14 protein-coding genes and 1 tRNA gene are annotated in these 20038 nt (G+C 44.7%); 12 read left to right on the top strand and 3 right to left on the bottom strand.

From position 1 onward, the window contains the following. Nucleotides 1-18 precede the first annotated feature (18 nt). Complete coding sequence (glyQ, locus tag CVU62_12315; protein ID PKN36878.1) at nt 19-888, bottom strand: glycine--tRNA ligase subunit alpha; 870 nt, start codon at nt 886-888, stop codon at nt 19-21. Between the two features lie 267 nt (nt 889-1155). Here glyQ and CVU62_12320 point away from each other — a divergent pair, with 267 nt between their 5' ends. The 3 genes from CVU62_12320 to CVU62_12330 all read left to right on the top strand — a co-directional run bounded on the left by CVU62_12320 (nt 1156) and on the right by CVU62_12330 (nt 3997). Further along, on the top strand, nt 1156-2202 hold the full coding sequence (locus CVU62_12320; GenBank protein PKN36879.1) for a hypothetical protein: 1047 nt from the start codon (nt 1156-1158) through the stop codon (nt 2200-2202). Continuing rightward, nucleotides 2195-3016, top strand: a complete 822-nt coding sequence (locus tag CVU62_12325; GenBank protein PKN36880.1) for a glutaconate CoA-transferase — start codon at nt 2195-2197, stop codon at nt 3014-3016. The genes CVU62_12320 and CVU62_12325 overlap by 8 nt, the downstream gene beginning before the upstream one ends. Nucleotides 3017-3178: 162 nt before the next feature. Beyond that, nucleotides 3179-3997 carry a short-chain dehydrogenase gene (locus CVU62_12330; GenBank protein PKN36881.1) on the top strand — a complete coding sequence of 273 codons (819 nt, stop codon included), beginning with the start codon at nt 3179-3181 and terminating at the stop codon, nt 3995-3997. A gap of 31 nt (nt 3998-4028) precedes the next feature. On the opposite strand, the gene CVU62_12335 is transcribed toward CVU62_12330, so the two are convergent. Both CVU62_12335 and CVU62_12340 read right to left on the bottom strand, forming a co-directional pair. Then, nucleotides 4029-4511 (bottom strand): hypothetical protein, encoded by a 483-nt coding sequence (locus CVU62_12335; GenBank protein PKN36882.1) that lies wholly within the window; start codon nt 4509-4511, stop codon nt 4029-4031. After that, nucleotides 4511-6067, bottom strand: a complete 1557-nt coding sequence (locus tag CVU62_12340; GenBank protein PKN36883.1) for a hypothetical protein — start codon at nt 6065-6067, stop codon at nt 4511-4513. The genes CVU62_12335 and CVU62_12340 overlap by 1 nt, the downstream gene beginning before the upstream one ends. A 123-nt stretch (nt 6068-6190) precedes the next feature. Between CVU62_12340 and CVU62_12345 the strand changes: the two genes are divergently transcribed. The 9 genes from CVU62_12345 to CVU62_12385 all read left to right on the top strand — a co-directional run bounded on the left by CVU62_12345 (nt 6191) and on the right by CVU62_12385 (nt 19953). Beyond that, complete coding sequence (locus CVU62_12345) at nt 6191-7744, top strand: methylenetetrahydrofolate reductase (GenBank protein PKN36884.1); 1554 nt, start codon at nt 6191-6193, stop codon at nt 7742-7744. A gap of 100 nt (nt 7745-7844) precedes the next feature. Beyond that, nucleotides 7845-7921: transfer RNA gene (locus tag CVU62_12350), tRNA-Arg, on the top strand. A 52-nt stretch (nt 7922-7973) separates the two neighbouring features. Then, on the top strand, nt 7974-8897 hold the full coding sequence (locus tag CVU62_12355; GenBank protein ID PKN36885.1) for a hypothetical protein: 924 nt from the start codon (nt 7974-7976) through the stop codon (nt 8895-8897). Nucleotides 8898-9122: 225 nt separating this feature from the next. After that, the gene (locus CVU62_12360; protein PKN36886.1) at nt 9123-9524 is read left to right on the top strand and encodes a transcriptional repressor; all 402 of its coding nucleotides are present in this window, start codon (nt 9123-9125) and stop codon (nt 9522-9524) included. 90 nt (nt 9525-9614) lie between these two features. After that, complete coding sequence (locus CVU62_12365) at nt 9615-9884, top strand: hypothetical protein (protein ID PKN36887.1); 270 nt, start codon at nt 9615-9617, stop codon at nt 9882-9884. 60 nt (nt 9885-9944) lie between these two features. Beyond that, on the top strand, nt 9945-11093 hold the full coding sequence (locus CVU62_12370) for a hypothetical protein (GenBank protein PKN36888.1): 1149 nt from the start codon (nt 9945-9947) through the stop codon (nt 11091-11093). 66 nt (nt 11094-11159) lie between these two features. Continuing rightward, complete coding sequence (locus CVU62_12375; GenBank protein ID PKN36889.1) at nt 11160-11684, top strand: hypothetical protein; 525 nt, start codon at nt 11160-11162, stop codon at nt 11682-11684. A gap of 70 nt (nt 11685-11754) precedes the next feature. Further along, nucleotides 11755-13635, top strand: a complete 1881-nt coding sequence (locus CVU62_12380) for a hypothetical protein (GenBank protein PKN36890.1) — start codon at nt 11755-11757, stop codon at nt 13633-13635. A gap of 36 nt (nt 13636-13671) precedes the next feature. Further along, nucleotides 13672-19953 (top strand): hypothetical protein, encoded by a 6282-nt coding sequence (locus tag CVU62_12385; GenBank protein ID PKN36891.1) that lies wholly within the window; start codon nt 13672-13674, stop codon nt 19951-19953. Nucleotides 19954-20038 lie beyond the last annotated feature (85 nt).

The following is a 20038-nucleotide window of genomic DNA, read 5'->3' on the forward strand; positions in this document are numbered from 1 at the left end:
TTATCTCCAGATCTTCTATTATCTTTTTAAGAGTGGGTATCCCAGCTCTTCACGTTGTTTCATATACAATTCCGCGCTGATGCGTGCCAGATTTCTCACCCGGCCGATGTAGCTGGTACGTTCGGCCACGCTGATGGCGCCACGGGCGTTGAGCAGGTTAAAGGTGTGCGAACATTTCAGGCAGTAATCGTAAGCGGGCAGTGCCAGATTTTTTTCAGCTATGCGCAGCGCTTCTTCTTCGTAGGTATCGAAGAGTTTGCGCAGCATCGGAATATCGGCAACTTCAAAATTGTAGGTGGAAAATTCCACTTCACTTTTGTGATGCACATCGCCGTATTTAATTTTATCCGTCCATTGGAGATCGTAGACGTTGTTGACGCCTTGGATATACATAGCAATACGTTCAGTGCCGTAAGTCAGTTCGGCACAGACGGGATTGCAATCAAAACCGCCGACCTGCTGGAAATAAGTAAATTGCGAGATTTCCATACCGTCGAGCCATACTTCCCAGCCCAATCCCCAGGCACCCAGCGTTGGAGATTCCCAGTCGTCCTCCACGAAGCGGATGTCATGGTCAAGGGGATCAATGCCGAAACTCTTGAGCGAATCAAGATAAAGTTCCTGAATGTTGACCGGAGAAGGCTTCATGATTACTTGATACTGGTAATAGTGCTGTAGACGGTTGGGGTTTTCGCCATAGCGTCCGTCCGTAGGGCGGCGTGACGGCTGAACATAGGCCACGTTCCATGGCTCTGGTCCCAGTGCACGCAGGCAGGTTGCAGGATGAAAAGTGCCCGCACCGACTTCCATATCATAGGGCTGTTGAATAACGCAGCCTTGAGAATGCCAGTATTTTTCGAGAGCAAAAATTAATTCCTGAAAAGTCACAATTTTCTCCTTGTGTTTTAAGCGAAAAATTCCAGTAATATTGCCAGTATTTATCTTAAAACGAATAAGCGGCTAAGTAGCATGTTCAGTTGTATGTTGTCAATATAAAAAGGAGAAAAACGTCTTGATTAATTCGTTGACATGCATGAATGTTTCTCTTAAGATTCCTAATAATTAGAAACATATTCTTTTAGCGTATAAGTATTCTTCCAGAAGCTAAATTGTTGTAAAAAACGCCACTGAAAATTAAACGCTATGGAGGTATAAATGGCGAAAGTGCAGAATAAAGTCATGAGCGCGAAGGAGGCGATCAACCGTTTTGTAAAAGACGGCGATCATCTTGTTATTGGCAACTACACAGTGGGTACCTGTGCCGAACTTGTTTTTGAGGTTATCCGCCAACAGAAAAAAAGTCTGACTCTCTATTCGCAGTCCGGTGTTTTTGATGTGGAGGTTCTGGTAGCAGGGGGCTGTGTGGACAGGCTTATATCCACGTATGTCTATCGTGCCGGTGGCAAGGAAGGCGGTTCGGCCGTGGAACGCGCGCTGAAAGCCGGAACATTATTAATGGAGGACTATACCAATTTTCAGTATAACGCCCGTCTTGTGGCCGGTATGCACGGTTTTTCATTCATGCAGGTGCTGGAAGGAGCTATGGTGACCGACCTTTTCAAAAAGCGTTCCTTTATGGGTGAGAACAAATATAAAGTCATTGACTGTCCTTATACCGGGAAAAAAATACTGACTGTGCCGGCAGCTAATCCGGATGTATGCATTGTGCATGTCCAGCGAGCGGACAAGTTCGGCAACGCCCAGTATTGGGGTGCTTTGGGCAGTGTAGCGGCCGCGGCGCTTGCCAGTAAGAAGATAGTAGTTTCGTGCGAAGAAATTGTCGAACACGATATTATTCAATCCAGCCCACATCTGACCATGATACCGGCCTACCGGGTGGACGCGGTAGTCGAAGTGCCATGGGGAGCGCATCCCACGGAAGTTTTGGGATATTACAATCTCGATCGCACAATGTACGCGATGTTTTTCCTGATGGATATGGCCGGTGACAGCCTGAAAACATGGATGAACGAATGGGTTTACGGCTGTCCGAACCGGCAGGCTTATATCGATCACTATATTGCATCCTACGGATCGGGGAAACTGGATGCCATAAAGGCCAAACCTTATTTTTCGGCGCCGGCTGACTACGGCAGTGCCTACGTCTCATGTTGGGATAACAATGATCTGGAACGCACAATGGGCATAACTTTGGAAGAAATGGAAAAGATTCTGGAAGAAAGGGGGTTACTCAATGGCTAAAAAATACACACTCGACGAACTGCTAATAATAACAGCCGCGCGCGAAATCCATGACGGCGAAAATGTTATTTTGGGAGTTGGTCTGCCTACAACTGCGGGCGCCATGGCCAAGGCCCTGCACGCGCCGCAGGCGACCTTGATGATGGAATCCGGCATCATTGATTTTCAACCACTGGTTCCTCCCAATCATATCGCGGACGCCAACGCCTGCCGCGGTTTTTCCTACGCCACGGATTTGTTTTCCGCCTTCACCATGACTTACCGCGGTTTTGTGGATGTCTGCTTTCTCGGTGTGGCGCAGATTGATAAGTTCGGCAATATCAACACTACAGTTGTAGGAGATTATTATAATCCCCAGGCGCGCCTGCCGGGTGCGGGAGGAGCGCCGGACTTTCTTTCCTATGCCAAGCGTACCATTCTGACAATGCGCGGTGGAGAGTTTGTCAATAAACTGGATTACTTCACTTCTCCCGGTTATCTTGAAGGCGGCGACAGTCGTGACAAGTCAGGGCTTTTTCCGCCCGGTTCCGGCCCCACAATGCTTTTGACCACAAAAGGTATCTTTCGTTTCCATGAGCAAACAAAGGAAATGTATCTTGCCCAGGTTCATCACGGAGTGAGCGTGGATAGTGTCCGCAAGGATGTTCCCTGGAATTTAAATGTGGCGGATAACGTAACCGAAACTGAAAGACCAACTGACGCGGAAATCAATTTCGTGCGTCGTTTCGCTCCCACGGAAGTAGTGGGAAGAAAGCTGATGTACGAACTGGGTATGGCCAACGCGATTAAACAGGCGCAGGCACGTGGGAATTAAACACATATGTGTCGTGGTCATTGTTAATTATAAAAAATTTTAATAACCTGGTCCGTCATCATTTAATAAAGACATTGACAGTCAATTAATATGGTTGATCTATATTTATCTTTATTATAGCGAGGTGAAAATAGAATTTAAAATTTATAACGGAGAGGTGATATGTTTAAAAACATGGTTGTTGTTATCACGGGTGGTTCGAGTGGACTGGGAAAGGCTTTAGCGCAGCGTTTTGTTAAAAAGGGCGCCAGCGTCGCGCTCGTTGCCCGGGATAGGCAAAAGCTTGCGGCGGCGAAGAATGAACTATTGGAATCTTGTGGAAACGACAGCAAGGTTTCGACATTCAACTGCGATGTGGCTGATTTTTCTGCAACTGAAAAAACATTTAAGGATATTATCGGCAGTATGGGCAAGATAGACATATTGGTTAATTCTGCAGGCATTCTAAAAGAAGGCTATTTTGAAAAACTGTCGTCTGAAACTTTTCGTGCAGTCATGGACATTAATTATTTTGGTACGCTTAATTGCATTAAAGCGGTTTTACCGTTTTTTAAAAAAAAGGGCGGAGGCCGAATCGTCAATATCGCTTCATTAGGTGGTAAGTTTGGCTGCTTCGGATATACCGCTTACTGTTCTTCAAAATTCGCTATTGTCGGTCTTTCAGAAACCCTGCGTTGCGAACTAAAGCCAATGAATATTAAGGTTCAACTGGTTTGTCCTCCCGAATTCGATTCGCCAATGGTGGATGATCTTAACACCTACCGTACGGCAGAAAATCGTGAAATGGCTCATACTGCCTCTGTTTTATCGATCGAATATGTAGCCGACGAAGTTTTTACCGGCATCATGCGTGATCGTTATCTTATCATTCCCGGACGCATCTCGCGATTACTGGAACGGGGTAACCGCTGGCTACCGGCTATCAGCCGTGCAGTTTCTGATTATAGAATTAAGAGGGTTTATCGGGGAACGTCAGATTGATGCGATTTTGTGTAATTTAACAAAAATACTTTTAAAATTCGAAATATAAATTTACCTGCGGTTCAATTATTTTGCCAATTGTTTCCAATGATTTAATTTTCGAATCACCATATATCAAAGATGTCATGGCATTTGTAATTTTTGATAATTGTTCATCTTCGCTGTTAGTATACTTTTCGTATCTATCCGGCATAAACTCGCTTATCTGGTAAAAAGTAAATTTAATGTTGCCTGACAGGAACTTTTTTTCTGATTTTTGTTTTGCGATGCTATCTTGATCAGCAGATGAGGGGAATATATCTCTGGAATCTTCAGAAATAGGTATGTTTATATCTGCAACAGATAAATTATTTATTAAAATTTTCTTATCGGGGTTGTCTAATGTCAACGCAGCATCTGCGATAAAAGGTTGCCAACTAAAAATAAATCCGGCGGCGTTGGCTGATATCACTGACGTTAGACAGAAAATAAATATGATAATATTTAATGCGATGAATTTTTTTATATACTTCATCAAATATTTCCTGCTTTTTCAGGTAGCTTTATCTTTTTTCCATATAACAACGGATCAGTGCTTTTCATATTGTTTATTCTGAGTAATTCCTGCACTGTTATTGAATTATCTGTCGCTAAAAGAAAAAGAGTATCTCCTTTTTTAACTGTATAAATTCTGAAAGCCTTTTTTCTACCATAAGACTTGTCCTTTTTGTCTTGTGCTGTACTACTTATCTTTTCATTATCTTCGTCTTTATTCGCAGGCACAATGATCTTTTGGTCTACAAAAAGCGTGTCTTCCAGTTTCATGTCGTTAAGCTTTAAAAGGATTGCAACTTTGGTATTAAAAAGTGCCGCTACCGAAAAAAGCGTGTCACCGCGTTTTACCTTATAATAAGTTGTTCTTGACTCTTTGTCGCTTTTAGGAGCGATGGCCTCGCCTGATAAATATTCTTCTACTGAGGATGCTACGGATTCTGCCAGCGTCGTTTGGAAACTTCTTTTTTTGAGCAAATTTTCCTCATCGGGATTGGATATATATGCTGTTTCGACTAATATTGCCGGAATATCCGGTAATTTTAATACGCGAAAAGGCGCTTCCTGAACACTTTCATATTTTAAACAATTAACCGCATCGAGGTATTTCATTAAAATACCCGCATAAATTTTCGACAGATTGATTGTATTGGTTTGAAACATGTTCATTATAATTTGATTAGATTCATTATTCCCTTCGCTGTCGAGTACACCACCAAGGATATCCGATAAGTTTTCATTTTTGGCCAGCAGTTTTGCGGCTTCATTACTGGCTGCGCCGGTAGAAAGACAATATACAGAGCTGCCTTTGGCGATACGGCTCCTGGCCGCGTCCGCGTGAACACTGATGAAAAGGCTGGCACCGAGATTTTTGGCTTTTTGCAGACGCTTTTTGAAAGAAACATAATAATCGCCATCACGAGTCAGGACTGCGCGGTAACCGGGAATTTTATTAATTGCTTTTTTGATTTCACGGCCGATTGAAAGCACAATATTCTTCTCATAGGTTCTTTTTTTCCCTATCGCCCCGGGATCTTCACCGCCATGTCCTGGATCAATAACAATTATTTTTTTCTGTCTGGATTCCGGTAGCCGGTCAGTTATCTTTTCTTCTTTGAGAATTTGTTCCAAAATAATATCCACGACAACCCGGTCAGGCTTATCCTGGAATTTTTTTAATTTAAAAACTTCAACTTTTTGGTGCTTATCCAGAAAGAATTCGATCTCAACCATATCTTCGTCAGTGTGATGAAAAATTATCTTTTTAATTCCCGGTTGGTTAATGATAACCTTAGCGGGTATTGACTTATGTATTGATGATTCCTTGAAATTCAGAACGAGAAGATTTTCACTCTCTTTAACTTCATAAGCAGGCACGCCATCCACATCCAGAACAATTCGTGTATGATCCGGTGCGGCCCAATGACGAACATTCAATATTTCTATAGAGGCATAGCAATTGGTGGAAATAAAACTTAAGATTAGAGTTATCAGGAAATAAGTATATTTCTTTATAATATTGTTTCCTTTGCACATCATGTATGAAAAATAGCAAATTTGTTGAGGAACTGCAACTGTTAGATAGAAAAGATATTGACAAGCTTTGTTGATAGTGTCATTTTCTGAGCAAATAAAATTAAAAATGGATAACTGATAATATCTATGCGGAAAAATCTTTTTAAAGAAGCTTTGCTGAATCCGTCCGTGTTTCCGGTAACCTGGGAATTAGTACCGGGGAGAGGCGCAAAAGAATCGGTTCAGGAAAAAACCCTGAGCCTAGCCAAACAGGCCGCTGAAAGCGGAAAAATATGTGCCCTTACCCTGACGGATAATCCGGGCGGAACTCCAGCTATGTCCGCAGATTTTATGGGTGGTGAAATTGTGAAGCTGGGTATCGAACCACTCGTCCACTTTACCTGCAAAGATAGAAATCGCAATCAGATCGAAAGTCAGCTTTATGCTCTGGATAGGGCAGGAGTCAGGAATATTCTGGTTATGAGCGGTGATTACCCGGTGTCAGGTTACTGTGGAAGACCTGCGCCGGTTTTTGACTTGGATCCGATCCATACTCTACGACTAATGTCGGATATGAATAAGGGGCTTACGTATCCGGGAGTCAAGGGTAATATCCGTCATCAACCCAGCGATTTTTTCCCGGGTGCTGTCGTTTCTCCCTTCAAGGCAACCGAAGCAGAACAGATGATCCAGTATTATAAACTGAAAAAGAAAATCGATGCGGGCGCCCAATTCATAGTTACGCAGCTGGGATACGATGCCCGAAAAATTCATGAAGTGTTTCTTTTTATGAAACAAAGCGGTTTCAACTTACCGCTTATCGGGAATATTTATATTCTCCCGTATGGTGCGGCCAAAATGATGAATCGTAATGAACTGCCTGGTTCCGTCGTTACAGATAAACTTCTGGCGGAACTGGAGCGGGAGCGAAATGATTCCGATAAAGGAGAAGGGGCCAGAATCCTACGCGCTGCAAGGATGTATGCGATCATGAAAGGGATGGGCTTCAGCGGTGTTCATATCGGCGGTCACAATATCAAATATGAACAGGTAGAAAATATTATTTTGCAGGGTGAAGCGCTGACCTCTAAATGGAGAGATTTAATCCAGTACTTTGATTATCCGATTCCCGGAGGTTTTTATTACTATGAACATGATTCCAAAAGCGGCCTCAATCTGGATAAGCCGACGACGCGACACTCACGGCCGCTCGATGCGACAGTTGGATTATCCTATGGCTTTTCGCGATTCGTCCATAACCTCATGTTCGAGCCGGGGAAGAAACTTTACGGCGTCATGAAGGGACTGAGCGGAAAAGTGGCAGGAACAAAAATAGAGAGCATTTTTCATAAACTGGAACACTGGACCAAGGTTGTCATCTTTGACTGCAAGGATTGCGGAGACTGCGCCCTAATAGATGTAGCTTACCTGTGTCCGATGTCGCAATGCCCGAAGAACCAGCGTAACGGAGCATGTGGCGGAAGTTTTGAAGGATGGTGCGAAGTCTATCCCGGGAAGAAAAAATGTGTTTATGTCCGGGCCTATGCCCGGTTGAAGAAACACGAAGAGGAAGCGCAACTGGATAAAGGTATTGTCGAGCCCTGCAACTGGGATCTTTATCAAACCTCATCCTGGATCAATTTCTATTTAGGGAAAGATCATACATCAAAAAGACAAAGTGGTAATTCATCCGGAGCTTAAAAAGCTGTTTTGCCCTTGCCTGTAAAAATGCATCGTTTATCAAAAATATTGTGATTATTGATTGAACATTGAACTTAGATAGTGTAGAAGTTCGAGGCGTGGGCGATTAGCTCAGTTGGATAGAGTACTGGCCTCCGAAGCCAGGTGCCGTGAGTTCGAGTCTCACATCGCCCACCAGTTTGAATTTGAGTATATTGATTACAGTCAGGGAAATTGTAATCGGAATATTATGAAATGGACAGGTAAAAAAGTTGGCCTTGCCTTGGGCGGAGGCGGTGTCCGGGGCTTTTCTCATATCGGCGTTCTTAATGTTCTGGAAGAAGATGGCATTCCTATCGATTTGATTGTGGGGACAAGTGCCGGATCTTTGATCGGTGGTGCGTATGCCAGCGGTCAATCGCTCAGGGACATTCAATCTAAAATTGACGCTTATCTTCGCAGTCCTGAATTTGAAGCTTCAACCCTTAAAACAGTAGGCCAGACCTTTTCGCCGGAAAACAAAAATATTTTCAAAAAGGCGAAAAACATTGTCCTGAACAGTTTCTGGTTTGTCAAAGCATTCTTCAAGCCTTCTGTGCTTCCTACCGGTGATTTCCAATCTTTAATTAACTATTTTATTCCCGATATAGATATTCGTGAAACAAAAATTCCTTTCCGTGCCGTATCTACGGATCTGATTACCGGCAGAAAAATCGTCTTTTTTGAAGGATCACTGCGTCAAGCGGTGCTGGCAAGTTGTTCCGTTCCGGGAGCGGTTGAACCGGTTCGGCATGGTGAATGGATTCTTGCCGACGGCGGCATTACCAGTGTAGTTCCCGTATATGCTGCGCGAGAGGCGGGAGCTGATGTTGTCATTGCCGTAACGGTGGATCGTGAACAACCTGCATTCATTAATATTGAAACGGGAAAGGATGTTTTGTATCGGGCGGGAGAAATTACGAGCAGTGCTCTTCAGGCCAGTGAACTGGAGAGCGCGGATGTTATCATCCGTCCACAGGTTGGAGATCTTCACTGGATGGATTTCAGTCGGATAGATGATCTGGTTAAGACGGGAGAAAAAGCTGCCAGAGAGTCTCTGGCAAAAATAAACGCTTCACTTCCTGTTTACCGGCGTATTACCCGCTTAGCCGGACGTTTTCTAAAGATGAAGTGAAGATAAATTTTTAACTTTAAGTCATATAAACGCCTACCATATTACGCAAAATCATTATTATTAAAAATATTAAATACTTAACTGTGTTAAGATTGCTTTAGTGATTAAACTAGGATTTTGTAATAAAATCTTGGTAAACCATAAAATTCATTAAACAATCTTGACTTATTGACAATTTAGAATTATTCTAAATCCAAGTTAAAAATAATTTTTAAATGGTCTTTTATGAAAACACCTCAAAGAAAAACCATTATTAATTATCTTAAAAACAACACATCTCATCCAACTGCCAGGGAAATTTATGAGGCCGTCTCTCAAAAAAACGGTATGATTTCTCTGGCCACAGTTTACAACACGCTGTCTCTGATGAAAAAAAAGGGTATCGTTCGCGAATTGGCCATTACGAATTTAGGTCACAAAAGATACGATCAAAAGGTCAAACCACACGCTCATCTTATTTGCAGTATCTGCGGCGAGATAGCAGATATACATCTTCCTTTGCACCTAGGAGTTTCCGATGAACACAGGCAGGGATTCATTATAAAAGACAGCGAAGTTAATTTCTACGGTATTTGTCCAGTTTGTGCGGAAAAGGAAAAGAAGCCGTCGTCAAAACGTCGTTCGTAAAAATAAAACCGGTTCTTTGAACAAACCGGCCTGATAACGAGCAATTATTTTTAATCATAAAATTTTGATTCTTATAACTTCAGGTGAATGATGATTAAAACGACCCTCATGCTTTTTCCCAATAAAATGTCGATAAACGGTAAATCGAAAATAGCCATTTTCTTTTGTCGCATTATTTTAGTTTCATTTCTCATCACGTTTCTTTTGGCTGGTCATGTCTACGCCTGGCCCGCGAGTGGCGAGTGGGTTCCCGTATATAAAGGCGGTGTTTATTTGCAGGATCCCAACGGAGATGCCAGTGGTTCCAGAAATGTCGTTTCCGATTCGACAAATCCGGCGGCCTACATCTTTAATGACTGAACCTACATTTATTTTCGCTTACGTTTGGATAAAGACCCGACAGGAACTGGAGGTCAGGGATTGCTTCAGCCTTACGGCTGGGGTGTCGAACTAGATACTAATCTGAACTCCGGTAACTATGAATGGCTTATCATGGTTGACGGAATCTCCCAGACGGAAGTAATCGGCTTGTGGCAAAATACTTCTCAACGTACACTGGGTGATCCGTCGGACAGTTCTGAGATTCTTAAATCTTCAATTTCTTTATCAGGAAATTATCAGGTTTCTGCGGCTGGCACGTCTTTTAATGGTGACGCAGATTATTTTTTAGACTGGCGATTTCCTTATTCTACTTTTAAATCGGCAACCGGCCTTACGGATTATTCCCCTTTGAGGCTTTTTTTCGGTTCATCCAATAACGCGAACAGCCTGGCAGCAGATTTGGTCGGCGGTTCTGACCTTTATGCGGGATTTTCTGATGTCGTAACTCCTTTAGGAACGACTCCTACAACCGGTTCCGTAAAATTTGTAGCTGATCTCGCGGGAAACGGCGATGTTGTGCAGATTACAGCTGGCGATACCATTTTCATCAAGGTCATTGATGGTGATGTGAACTACAATAGAAATACTCTGCAGACTGTTACCGTAACTCTTTCCGCGACCAGCGGCGATTCGTCCGTGGTTACACTTACGGAAACAGGCGTCAATACGGGGATTTTTACCGGTTCGATTACCACACAGTCCGGTGCCGCCGTCTCCGGTGATGGTATTCTGCAGGTCACGCCTGGCGCGACGGTGAATGTTGAATATATTGACCGTATAGATGCTTCTTTCAATCAAAACCAGGTCAGAGCGGATTCCTTATATGTTATATCCCTGACGCCCGCCATTAGTCTGGTCAAGAGCGCGGATCATTCATCTGTCCAGCCGCAAACGGAAGTCATCTACACAATCCATTACAAAAACCTGGGTGTGGGCACTGCGATAAATCTTGTCATCGTCGATACGGTTCCTCTGAATACAACCTATGTAGCAGGAAGTCTCAAAATCGGAAACGCCTCTTCGACTTACGCAACAGCCACAGCTCTTACCGATGCGGATGATGCCGATGCAGGTCACATGAGCGGTTCAAACGTAATTTTTAACATTACCACTATTGCCGGTGACGACGGTGTTGCTGACTCCGGTACTGACGAAAGCAAGGTCTATTTCAAAGTAAAAATTAATTGAGAGTTATCCTTAAAACGAAAGGGAGTAATTATAAATATATAAAATAACGGTTTTTAAAGGAGGTTGATGCATATGAAAGTTTTATGGAGCCGAAAGATTTTAATGTCCATCGTTTTGATGACTTCAATATTTTTCCTTGCCGGGGTGTCTTATGCCCAACAGCAAAACACCAAGCTGGATCTAAAGACGACAGCAGAAAAGGAGGTCAGGGTAAGAAAAGAAGGGAAGGTGACGACAAAAAGGATTCCCATCGATAAGGCAAGCCCCGGTGATGTTGTGGTCTATACAATAACCTACAGCAATGTAGGTAAGGGATCTGTCTTGGATGCGGTGATTGTTGATCCCATCCCTAAAGGCGTGCGCTACATCGCGGATACGGCCGAAGGTAGAGATGCCGAAATCATGTACAGTACGGATAACGGCCGTACCTGGCAGACACCGCCGATAGAAACGCAAATTAGAAAGCCGGATGGTTCTTTAGAAAAAAAGCCGGTTTCGGTGGAGAGGTATACGCATATCAAATGGATGATCAAAAAACCAGTCGCTTCGGGTCAGTCCGGCCGGGTTAGTTTTAAGGTGACTGTAAAATAACAGGCAACTGAAAAGAAATGTTTAGTCGAAAAACAGGTTTAAATGAGAATAATTTTAAGGAGGTAAAATCATGCGGAAATTATTTTTAACCATTGTCGCGATGCTGTTTATGGCAGTCATTGCGGCGCCGCCTGTAATGGCGGCAGGAACTGTGGCGGGGACGGCCATTACCAATCAGGCGTACGGTGATTACAAGGACGCTAACGGAAATGACATGACCCGTGTTTACTCCAATACGGTGTCAATGACAGTCTCTCAGGTGGCAGCTGTGGCCGTTGATCCTCCAACTGGTTCACAGGCTGTCAAACATGGTGATGTCATCTACTATCTGGTTCAACTGTTCAACCATGGTAACGGGCCGGATAGTCAGACATTCAGCTATGTTTCTTCCGGTGACTGGAATCCCACACAGGTCAGGATGTTCTATGACATTAACAATAATCACGTCTACGATGCGGGAGATATTCTTCTTACGGAAACTTCACCGGGATCGAAGACCTACAAGACGGTTACCACGGGAGGAGCTGCAGTTCTCATAGCTCCTGATGACGATTATGATGTACTTATAGAAGTAACCGTTCCGCCGAGCGGGTTACTCGATAGCCAATATAATACTATTACCATAACCACAGCGTCCGACTTTGATCCGACGAAGACGGCAACCGGAACATACACATCCACTGTTCAGGCGGCGACAATTTCCATGGTGAAGAGTCATACCCCGACGGGTAATCCTACTTACGTAAAGCCCGGCGATGAAATTACTTATACAGTGGCAATGACCAATACGGGCACAGGTGATGCGCTGGCCATAAATGCAGAGGATATCCTGCCGACGAATGTTACGTTCAAACCGGGTTCAATTGAAATTAAGGCTCCCGGTGACGCGGATTTTTCGCCAAGGAATGATGCTTGCAACGATGGACCGGATCCCTGCTATGATTCGGCGAATCATAGAATCAGGATCCCGGGCAATAGTGATCCAAGTCCTTACAATCTGCCTGGCGGACATAACTACACTTATTATGTCAGGATTAAAGTTACGGTCAATGCCGGTGTTCCTTCAGGCACTGCCATAACCAACCAGGCTTCGGCAACATACTCTACCGGAAGCTATACCGCATCCGTGCAGAGTAACGGTGACACTGTACTTGTTGCTACATTGGCGGGGATAGATTTATCTACCACAGCCACAAACAAGACAGGTAATCCTAGCGATCAGATTGTTTACCCCTTTATGGCGACGAATAACGGAAATGCCGATGACAAGATCAACCTGACTACCGCTTCCACATCCGGCTGGACATGGGTAATCTGGTATGATGTTGACGGCAACGGTATTCCCGGAACGGATGGCGATGTTGTCCTGACCGACACAAATGCGGACGGCATAATTGATACCGGAACCCTGGTCCAATACGGTCATATCGATCTGTTGGCAGTAGTGACTATTCCGCCAGGAACAGCGAATGGATCAACGGATGTGCTGACGATTTCCGGAGTTTCTGTCTTCGACCCGACAAAGACAGATGTGTTGTCCTTTACGACAACGGTCAAGGCTCCGGTCCTGTCCATGACCAAGGCAATCACTGCTGTTGGGGCACCGGGAGGCGGAGCGACCTGCACACCAACTGACGGGACTAATGGTTCTCCCTGCATTCTTGTTCCAGGATCAGTCATAACCTATCAGGTAACGACTACCAATTCTGGTAACGGCACAGCTACAGCACTTGTGATTACCGATCTTATACCCGCGCACACAACATACGTGGCAGGATCCATCAAGACAGGAGCGACCACCAGCTCTCTGACTTTGCGTACTGACGCAACGGATGGAGACGGTGGGCGTTACGATTCAGGTTCTAATGCCGTTATTGTAGGCGGCTCGGGTAACTTAAATTTAGGTGCTACCGGTACCTGGGTCGTTGAATTTAAAGTAACAGTTAACTGATAAAAATGAAGATTTTTTGAAGGTAAGGATTTCCGCATGAAGGCTTTTCTGCACCATATAGCAGAAAGCGGCTTCCCGCGGGGGAGGCTCTTGGCAATTGCTTTCGCTCTTGTCCTTAGTTTATGGACGGCGGGCGCAATGGCGTTGAGCCCTCCCGCGGGCACGCCTATTGTCAACAAGGCCACCGTTCAATACGGTGATGCTAACGGGAATCCTCTGTCTACGACAAGTAATGAAGTTTCATTCCCTATTTCCGGTGCTCCGTTCCTTAAGCTTGAAAAAACAGCCGATTCCGATCCTGTTGCGCCAGGCGCTGTCTTTACCTATACTCTGCGCTACGAAAATACAGGCAACACTTCAGCCACGGGTGTTACGGTGGTTGATACACTACCGGTAAATGTGACTTTTCAGAGTGCTTCAGCAGGCGGCATCTATTCGGCGGCAACTAGCACTGTTACCTGGAATATCGGCAATCTGCCTTCAGGAACAGGTGCTTACCTGACAGTTACGGTACAGGTTCAGGCGGATCTTAATGCCGGTGCTTCTATTGTCAATAATGCCTCCATCAATTCATCAGAAGGTATTACGGGGACGTCAACCCTGACGACAACAGTCGGCTTAGGATCCAATATTGTATTGGAAAAATCCGGCGCTCCATCCGCGGTAGCGCCCAACGGCACTATTAATTATAGTTTGTCATATCGTAATATCGGTAATCAGACAGCGCAAACAGTTCGTGTTACCGACCAGATTCCCCCGGGCACGGCCTACGTGGCAGGTTCCGCTACTGCCCCGGGAATTCTCAGTGGAGGCGCCTTAACCTGGGATATAGGTGATCTGACGGCGGGAAGTAGAGGAGAATTGACTTTTCAGGTTCATGTGTCTCCTCTGGCGACTTCCGGCCAGCAGATTACAAATCAGGCTTCGATAATCAGCACGAATCAGACGAAAGCCTCCAACGCCGTCGTTACAGTTGTTTCATCTCAATCCCTGATGCTGTTGAAGATAGATTCCCCCGATCCGGCGCGCGCGGGAAATAATTTAATCTACACCCTGCAAGTTAAAAATGCGGGCACAATTCCTCTTACAGGCATTGTGTTGAGTGATCCTCTTCCGGTGGGAACAACCTTTGTATCCGCCTCCGGCGGCGGTATCCCCGTGGCCGGCAACCGGCAGGTGAATTGGAACATCGGTGATCTGGCAGCAGGACAGGAACAGACGGTTACTTTAACTGTCAATGTAGATAAAACTCTGACGCAGGGACAATTGATTGAGAATACCGCTACTGCCACATCCAACGAAATGGCGCCTCAGACGGTTAGGGCTGTTTCCGGCGTAAATGCCAGAACAGCGGGACAGATGCAATTTTTGAACGCTTGTGGCGGTCAGACGGTTATAGGATACGCAAGCGGCGACACAATTTATATTCAGGTAACTGATTTGGATCAAAACATTAATCCGGCAGTTGCTGAGACGGTTACGGTTGTTCTGACGGATTCTGCAACAGGGGACGCAGAAAATGTAATACTTACGGAAACCGGTTCCAACACGGGAACTTTCTGTGGTTCTGCGCATAGTTCTTCAAGCGCGTCAGCACCAAACGATGGCACTTTAAGCGTTGCCAGCAACTCCCGAATTCAGGCCACATATACTGACTCGCTTGATGCTTCACCGGTTTCCAGTGTTTCAGCCCTGATCGATCCACTTGGTGTTGTATTCGATTCCATTAAGGGTACACCGGTTTCGGGCGCTGTGGTAACATTGAGAAACTGGAACAACATTAACAATTCGTGCGATCTGACAAGCTGGCCTTCTTTGCCTCCCGGTCAGATCAATCCTGCGGCAGTAACAGGAGCAGACGGCAAATTCGCATTTCCTCTGGTTTCGCCAGGAGATTATTGTTACCAGGTAACACCTCCGGCAGGTTACACTTTCCCTTCGGCTGTTTCCGATGCCGATTTGCCTGCAGGATTTACGATCGGCAATGGTTCCCGGGGTGATAAATTCACTTTGAGCGCAGGTGATCCTGCTCTTATTCGTGATATTCCGGTTGATCCTCCCCTGGGAAGACTGGTTATTACTAAAACAGTAAATAAAACATCAGCCGCTATCGGCGATCTTGTTATTTATACTTTAAAGCTGGAGAACAAGGGCGATGCTCCCGTTACGAACATAAAGGTTTCTGATGTCATGCCTCACGGCATTTCTTATATCAGTACTTCTTCGTTAATCAATGGAAACGCCACAGCCGATCCAAAAGTTTCCAGCGGCAGGACTTTTACATGGAGCAATTCCGGCCTTGCTCCCAATAAATCATTAGAAATAACTTATAGGGCTGTTGTGGGACCTGATGCCCAGATGGGAACAGGAATCAACACAGTAACAGCTTCAGGCACAAGCCTCGGGAAAACGATTGTCTCCAACAGGGCTTTCGTGGAGATAAAAATAACCGAAGGTGTTTTCACCAGCAAAGGTACAATTATCGGTCGAGTGTTTATTGACCGAGACGGCGACGGCTTGGCGAAAAAGAATACCGGTATTCCTGATGTGGCACTGTATCTCGAAGATGGGACACGTGTGATTACGGATAAAAGCGGCAAATTCTCGATCACCGGAGTAGTCCCGGGAACGCATGTTCTGCGTCTCGACGAAACGAGCCTGCCGAAGGGCATGATTCCGAAGCCGCTTTCCAACCGATTTATGCACAGTGGTACTTCCCAGTTCGTTGATATGAAGCCAAGCGGACTCTTTAAGGCCAATTTTGCCGTGGATAAGAAAAATTTTGAATCTTTGGATAAACCTGCAACTGTGGCGGAAGTAAAAGAGAAAACCACGACGGTCATCGAACAATCAGACCGGAAAGTAGAAGAGACACAGCGAGAAGCAGCAACGCTGATCAGCGCGCCATCCGCTCCGGATGCAGAGAATGATGATCTTGAATTAACCTCACCGGTAAAGAAAACGGAAATAACACCACCGGTGGTTTCTGCGGGGCTAAAAGAAAAAGAACACGAAAAAGCAAACGAAACAACTCTAGAAAATAGTAAAGAAGTGACTTCATCGAGTCCGGCCAGCGCAGAAGTGTTTCAGACTGGTTCATCAAAAGATGAAAAAATTGCACAGCCGGAACTTGCCACTGCCCGGAAAGAAACACCGGTTGCAAATGATCAGGCCGCCAAAGAAGAAGTTTTGGAACTTCCTCTGGAAAAACAGATAATGAAGATGACTCCTGATCTGGAATTTCTCAGCCCTATTGATAATTCCATATCCGGAAGGAAAAATATTCGCGTTTTGGTCAAAGCTTCCACGGACACGTCTTTGACCCTGTCTGTTAACGGAGGAATAGTAGATAAAAACCATATAGGCAAACAGATCAAATATGAGCTTGGCCATGTAGTGATTTATGAGTTTGTGGATATACGGCTCATAGCCGGTGAAGAAAATATTATAACCGCCGAGATCAAAGATCAATTCGGTATTGAACGGGGCAAAAAACAGATCCGGGTGGAAGCCACAGGTGAACCGACGCAGGTTGTCATAAATACAGATAGGACCGAAGCTGAAGCCGATGGACTGTCAAAGATTGCAGTCAATGTTTCCCTTGAGGACAGCAGGGGACATATAGTCCCTTATGCTGCCGCTATTACAGTGGATGTGACAGCCGGTGAAATACAGGAAAAAGACGCCGACCCGGCCAATGACGGGCATCAGATTATGTGTCAGGCCGGCATAGCTCATTTTACAATTATCGCACCTCGTGAGACGGGAAGCGCTAAGATTAATGTACAGATAAATGACCTGAATAAATCTGTTGATGTTTATTTTGTTCCGCATCTGCGCCCGATGTTTGTCGTTGGTATAGGAGAAATTGTACTAGGACACGGCAATTCGTCAGGTGATTTGAGTTATCTTAAACACAGGTCAACTTTCGGAGATGGAACATACCTTAACGGGCGCGGGGCTTTCTTCCTGAAAGGAAATATTTATAAGGATGTTCTCCTTACCGCCGCCTATGACTCCGACAAGAAGCGAACAGACGAACTGTTCAGAGAGTCGGATACCCGCGTCGATACGGAAGAGAAGTATCCGATTTACGGCGATGAAAGCAAGGTTGGTTATGAAGCTCTTTCCCGTGAAAATCTTTATGTCAAGTTGGAAAAGGGCAAATCTTATCTGCTCTACGGAGACTATCGTACTGACCTTACAGAAACAAAACTTAGCGCATATACTCGATCCTTTAACGGACTTAAGTTTGAAGTCAATACAGAAAAATTCCGTCTGCGTTCTTTCGGAACGCATACTGATCAAGGCCAGTTTATTGATACACTACCCGGCAAGGGCATATCCGGTTATTATTATCTGACTCATTATCAAATTATCGATGGCTCGGAACGTGTGGTTATCGAAACGCGTGATCGCCTGCAGCCTGATCGTGTTCTGAACAGAGAACTCAAATCGCGGGGTTCTGACTACGAAATTGATTATGGTCTGGGCACAATTCTTTTCAATGTCGCTATTCCCAGTTATGATTCTGACGGTAATCCTCTTTATATAGTGACCACCTACGAGAGTCGGCAGGATGGTGATCAATATTATATTTACGGAGGACGTGGCGCCTACAAAATTACAGACCAATTGGAAGTCGGAGCTACCGGCATAGTAGAAGAAAATTCCATCAGTGATTACAACCTGTTTGGCGGTGACGTAACTTTGAGGTTGCCTGGTTCTACTATTCTGAAGGCGGAATATGCCCGAACACGCGGTTTGTTTGATATAAGCAGTTCTTATGTGCCCCAGGATGGAGAAGGCTGGTCGTTTGATCTGGAAAGTAAACCACTGAAACAACTGATGCTGAAAGGTTACTATCGCGATCTGAGCGATTACTTCAGCAATCCATCGGCGTCTGACGCGGTCCGCGGCACAAGCAAGATCGGTCTGGAGGCCGCTTATGAAATTCAGCCGACATTAACGATGAAGGCCAAATATCTGGATGAAAAAGACAGGATTAACAATTCATCGCACTTGCTGGCTTCAGTTGGTGCGACTAAGAAATTTACTAAAACCATGGTCAGCGCGGAACTGGCTCATGAAACTGCCGACAATCTAACCGATACGCCGGCGCAAATTCCGTATACTCCAGGGGGACTGCTCAACGGAGTTCCTTTCTTTAATTCCTATGAGACACCGGAGCGCGCGACATTCCTAAAACTTGCGATAGAAAGAGAACTTCTAAAAGATCTATCTCTTTCTCTCAGTCACAAACAGGATATTGGCGGGAATGGTTATTTCTTAAGTCAGGGTGGACTGAATTATCAGTTAAACAAATCGAATAAATTATATATTCGTGAAGAATATGCGAAATATCAGGATGGCACACAGACCCGCACGTTAATCGGTGCAGAATCGCAGGTTGTCAAGAATACCACAGCTTATACGGAATACCGTCTGGCCGATGGTTCCGCCGGTTACCGTAATGAGCAGGTCATTGGGTTGAAAAATAAATTGCAGGTTATGGAAGGAGTCACTGCTAATATTGCCGGGGAATATCTGACAACATTGAGCGGTCAGAAAAATCCGAATCAGCCGGATGCCTATGCTGCTGCCGTAGGACTGGAATATCTACCCAAGGAAGATTTCAAACTCACCGGCAGATTGGAACATAGAAACGAGATTGACGGTGACAAGAGTTCGTATCTGGCGGAAATTTCATCTGCTTACAAGCTTAACCCCGATTATTCGCTGCTTTTACGTGAACGGTATTTCCTGGAAAAGAACGGTAGTAGTGATAATCACACATCACGTTTCCTCGTAGGCTTGGCCTATCGTCCGCTTGACAATGATCGTTTCAACGCTCTGGGCAAGATAGAATATAAATATAACAGGCAATCGGCTTCATCGCCCAATTATACAATAAATTCGTTTATTGTTTCCACGGAAGGAGTTTATCAGTTCAATCCGAAAATACAACTAATGGGTAAATATGCGGGCAAACTGGAGATAGATGACAGCTTTAACTCTTATACGGATTTAGTTGCAGCCAGAATACTTTATGATTTAACAGACAGGTTTGATGTTGGAGTGGAATACCGTATGCTGACGTCTCATTTGACCAATACCAGACTCCATGGCGGTTCTGCCGAAGTTGGCTACAGGGTTATTGATCAACTCTGGCTCTCTCTCGGTTATTGTTTCGACCGGTTTGATGAAGATTTGACCGGTGACAGTTATTATGGCGAAGGACCCTATTTAAAACTCCGATTCAAGTTTGACGAAACAACTCTGCGGAAAATTAAATCATCCGCAGTAAATAGCCGCTAATCTCTTTATGGACAAATATCGCATATTCAATACTTGTCAAAAAAATAGATTTATAACAAGCTTCTCAAATGAGAAATATTTTTTC

This window comes from Deltaproteobacteria bacterium HGW-Deltaproteobacteria-2, assembly GCA_002840505.1.
Classification (GTDB): domain Bacteria; phylum Desulfobacterota; class Syntrophia; order Syntrophales; family Smithellaceae; genus Smithella.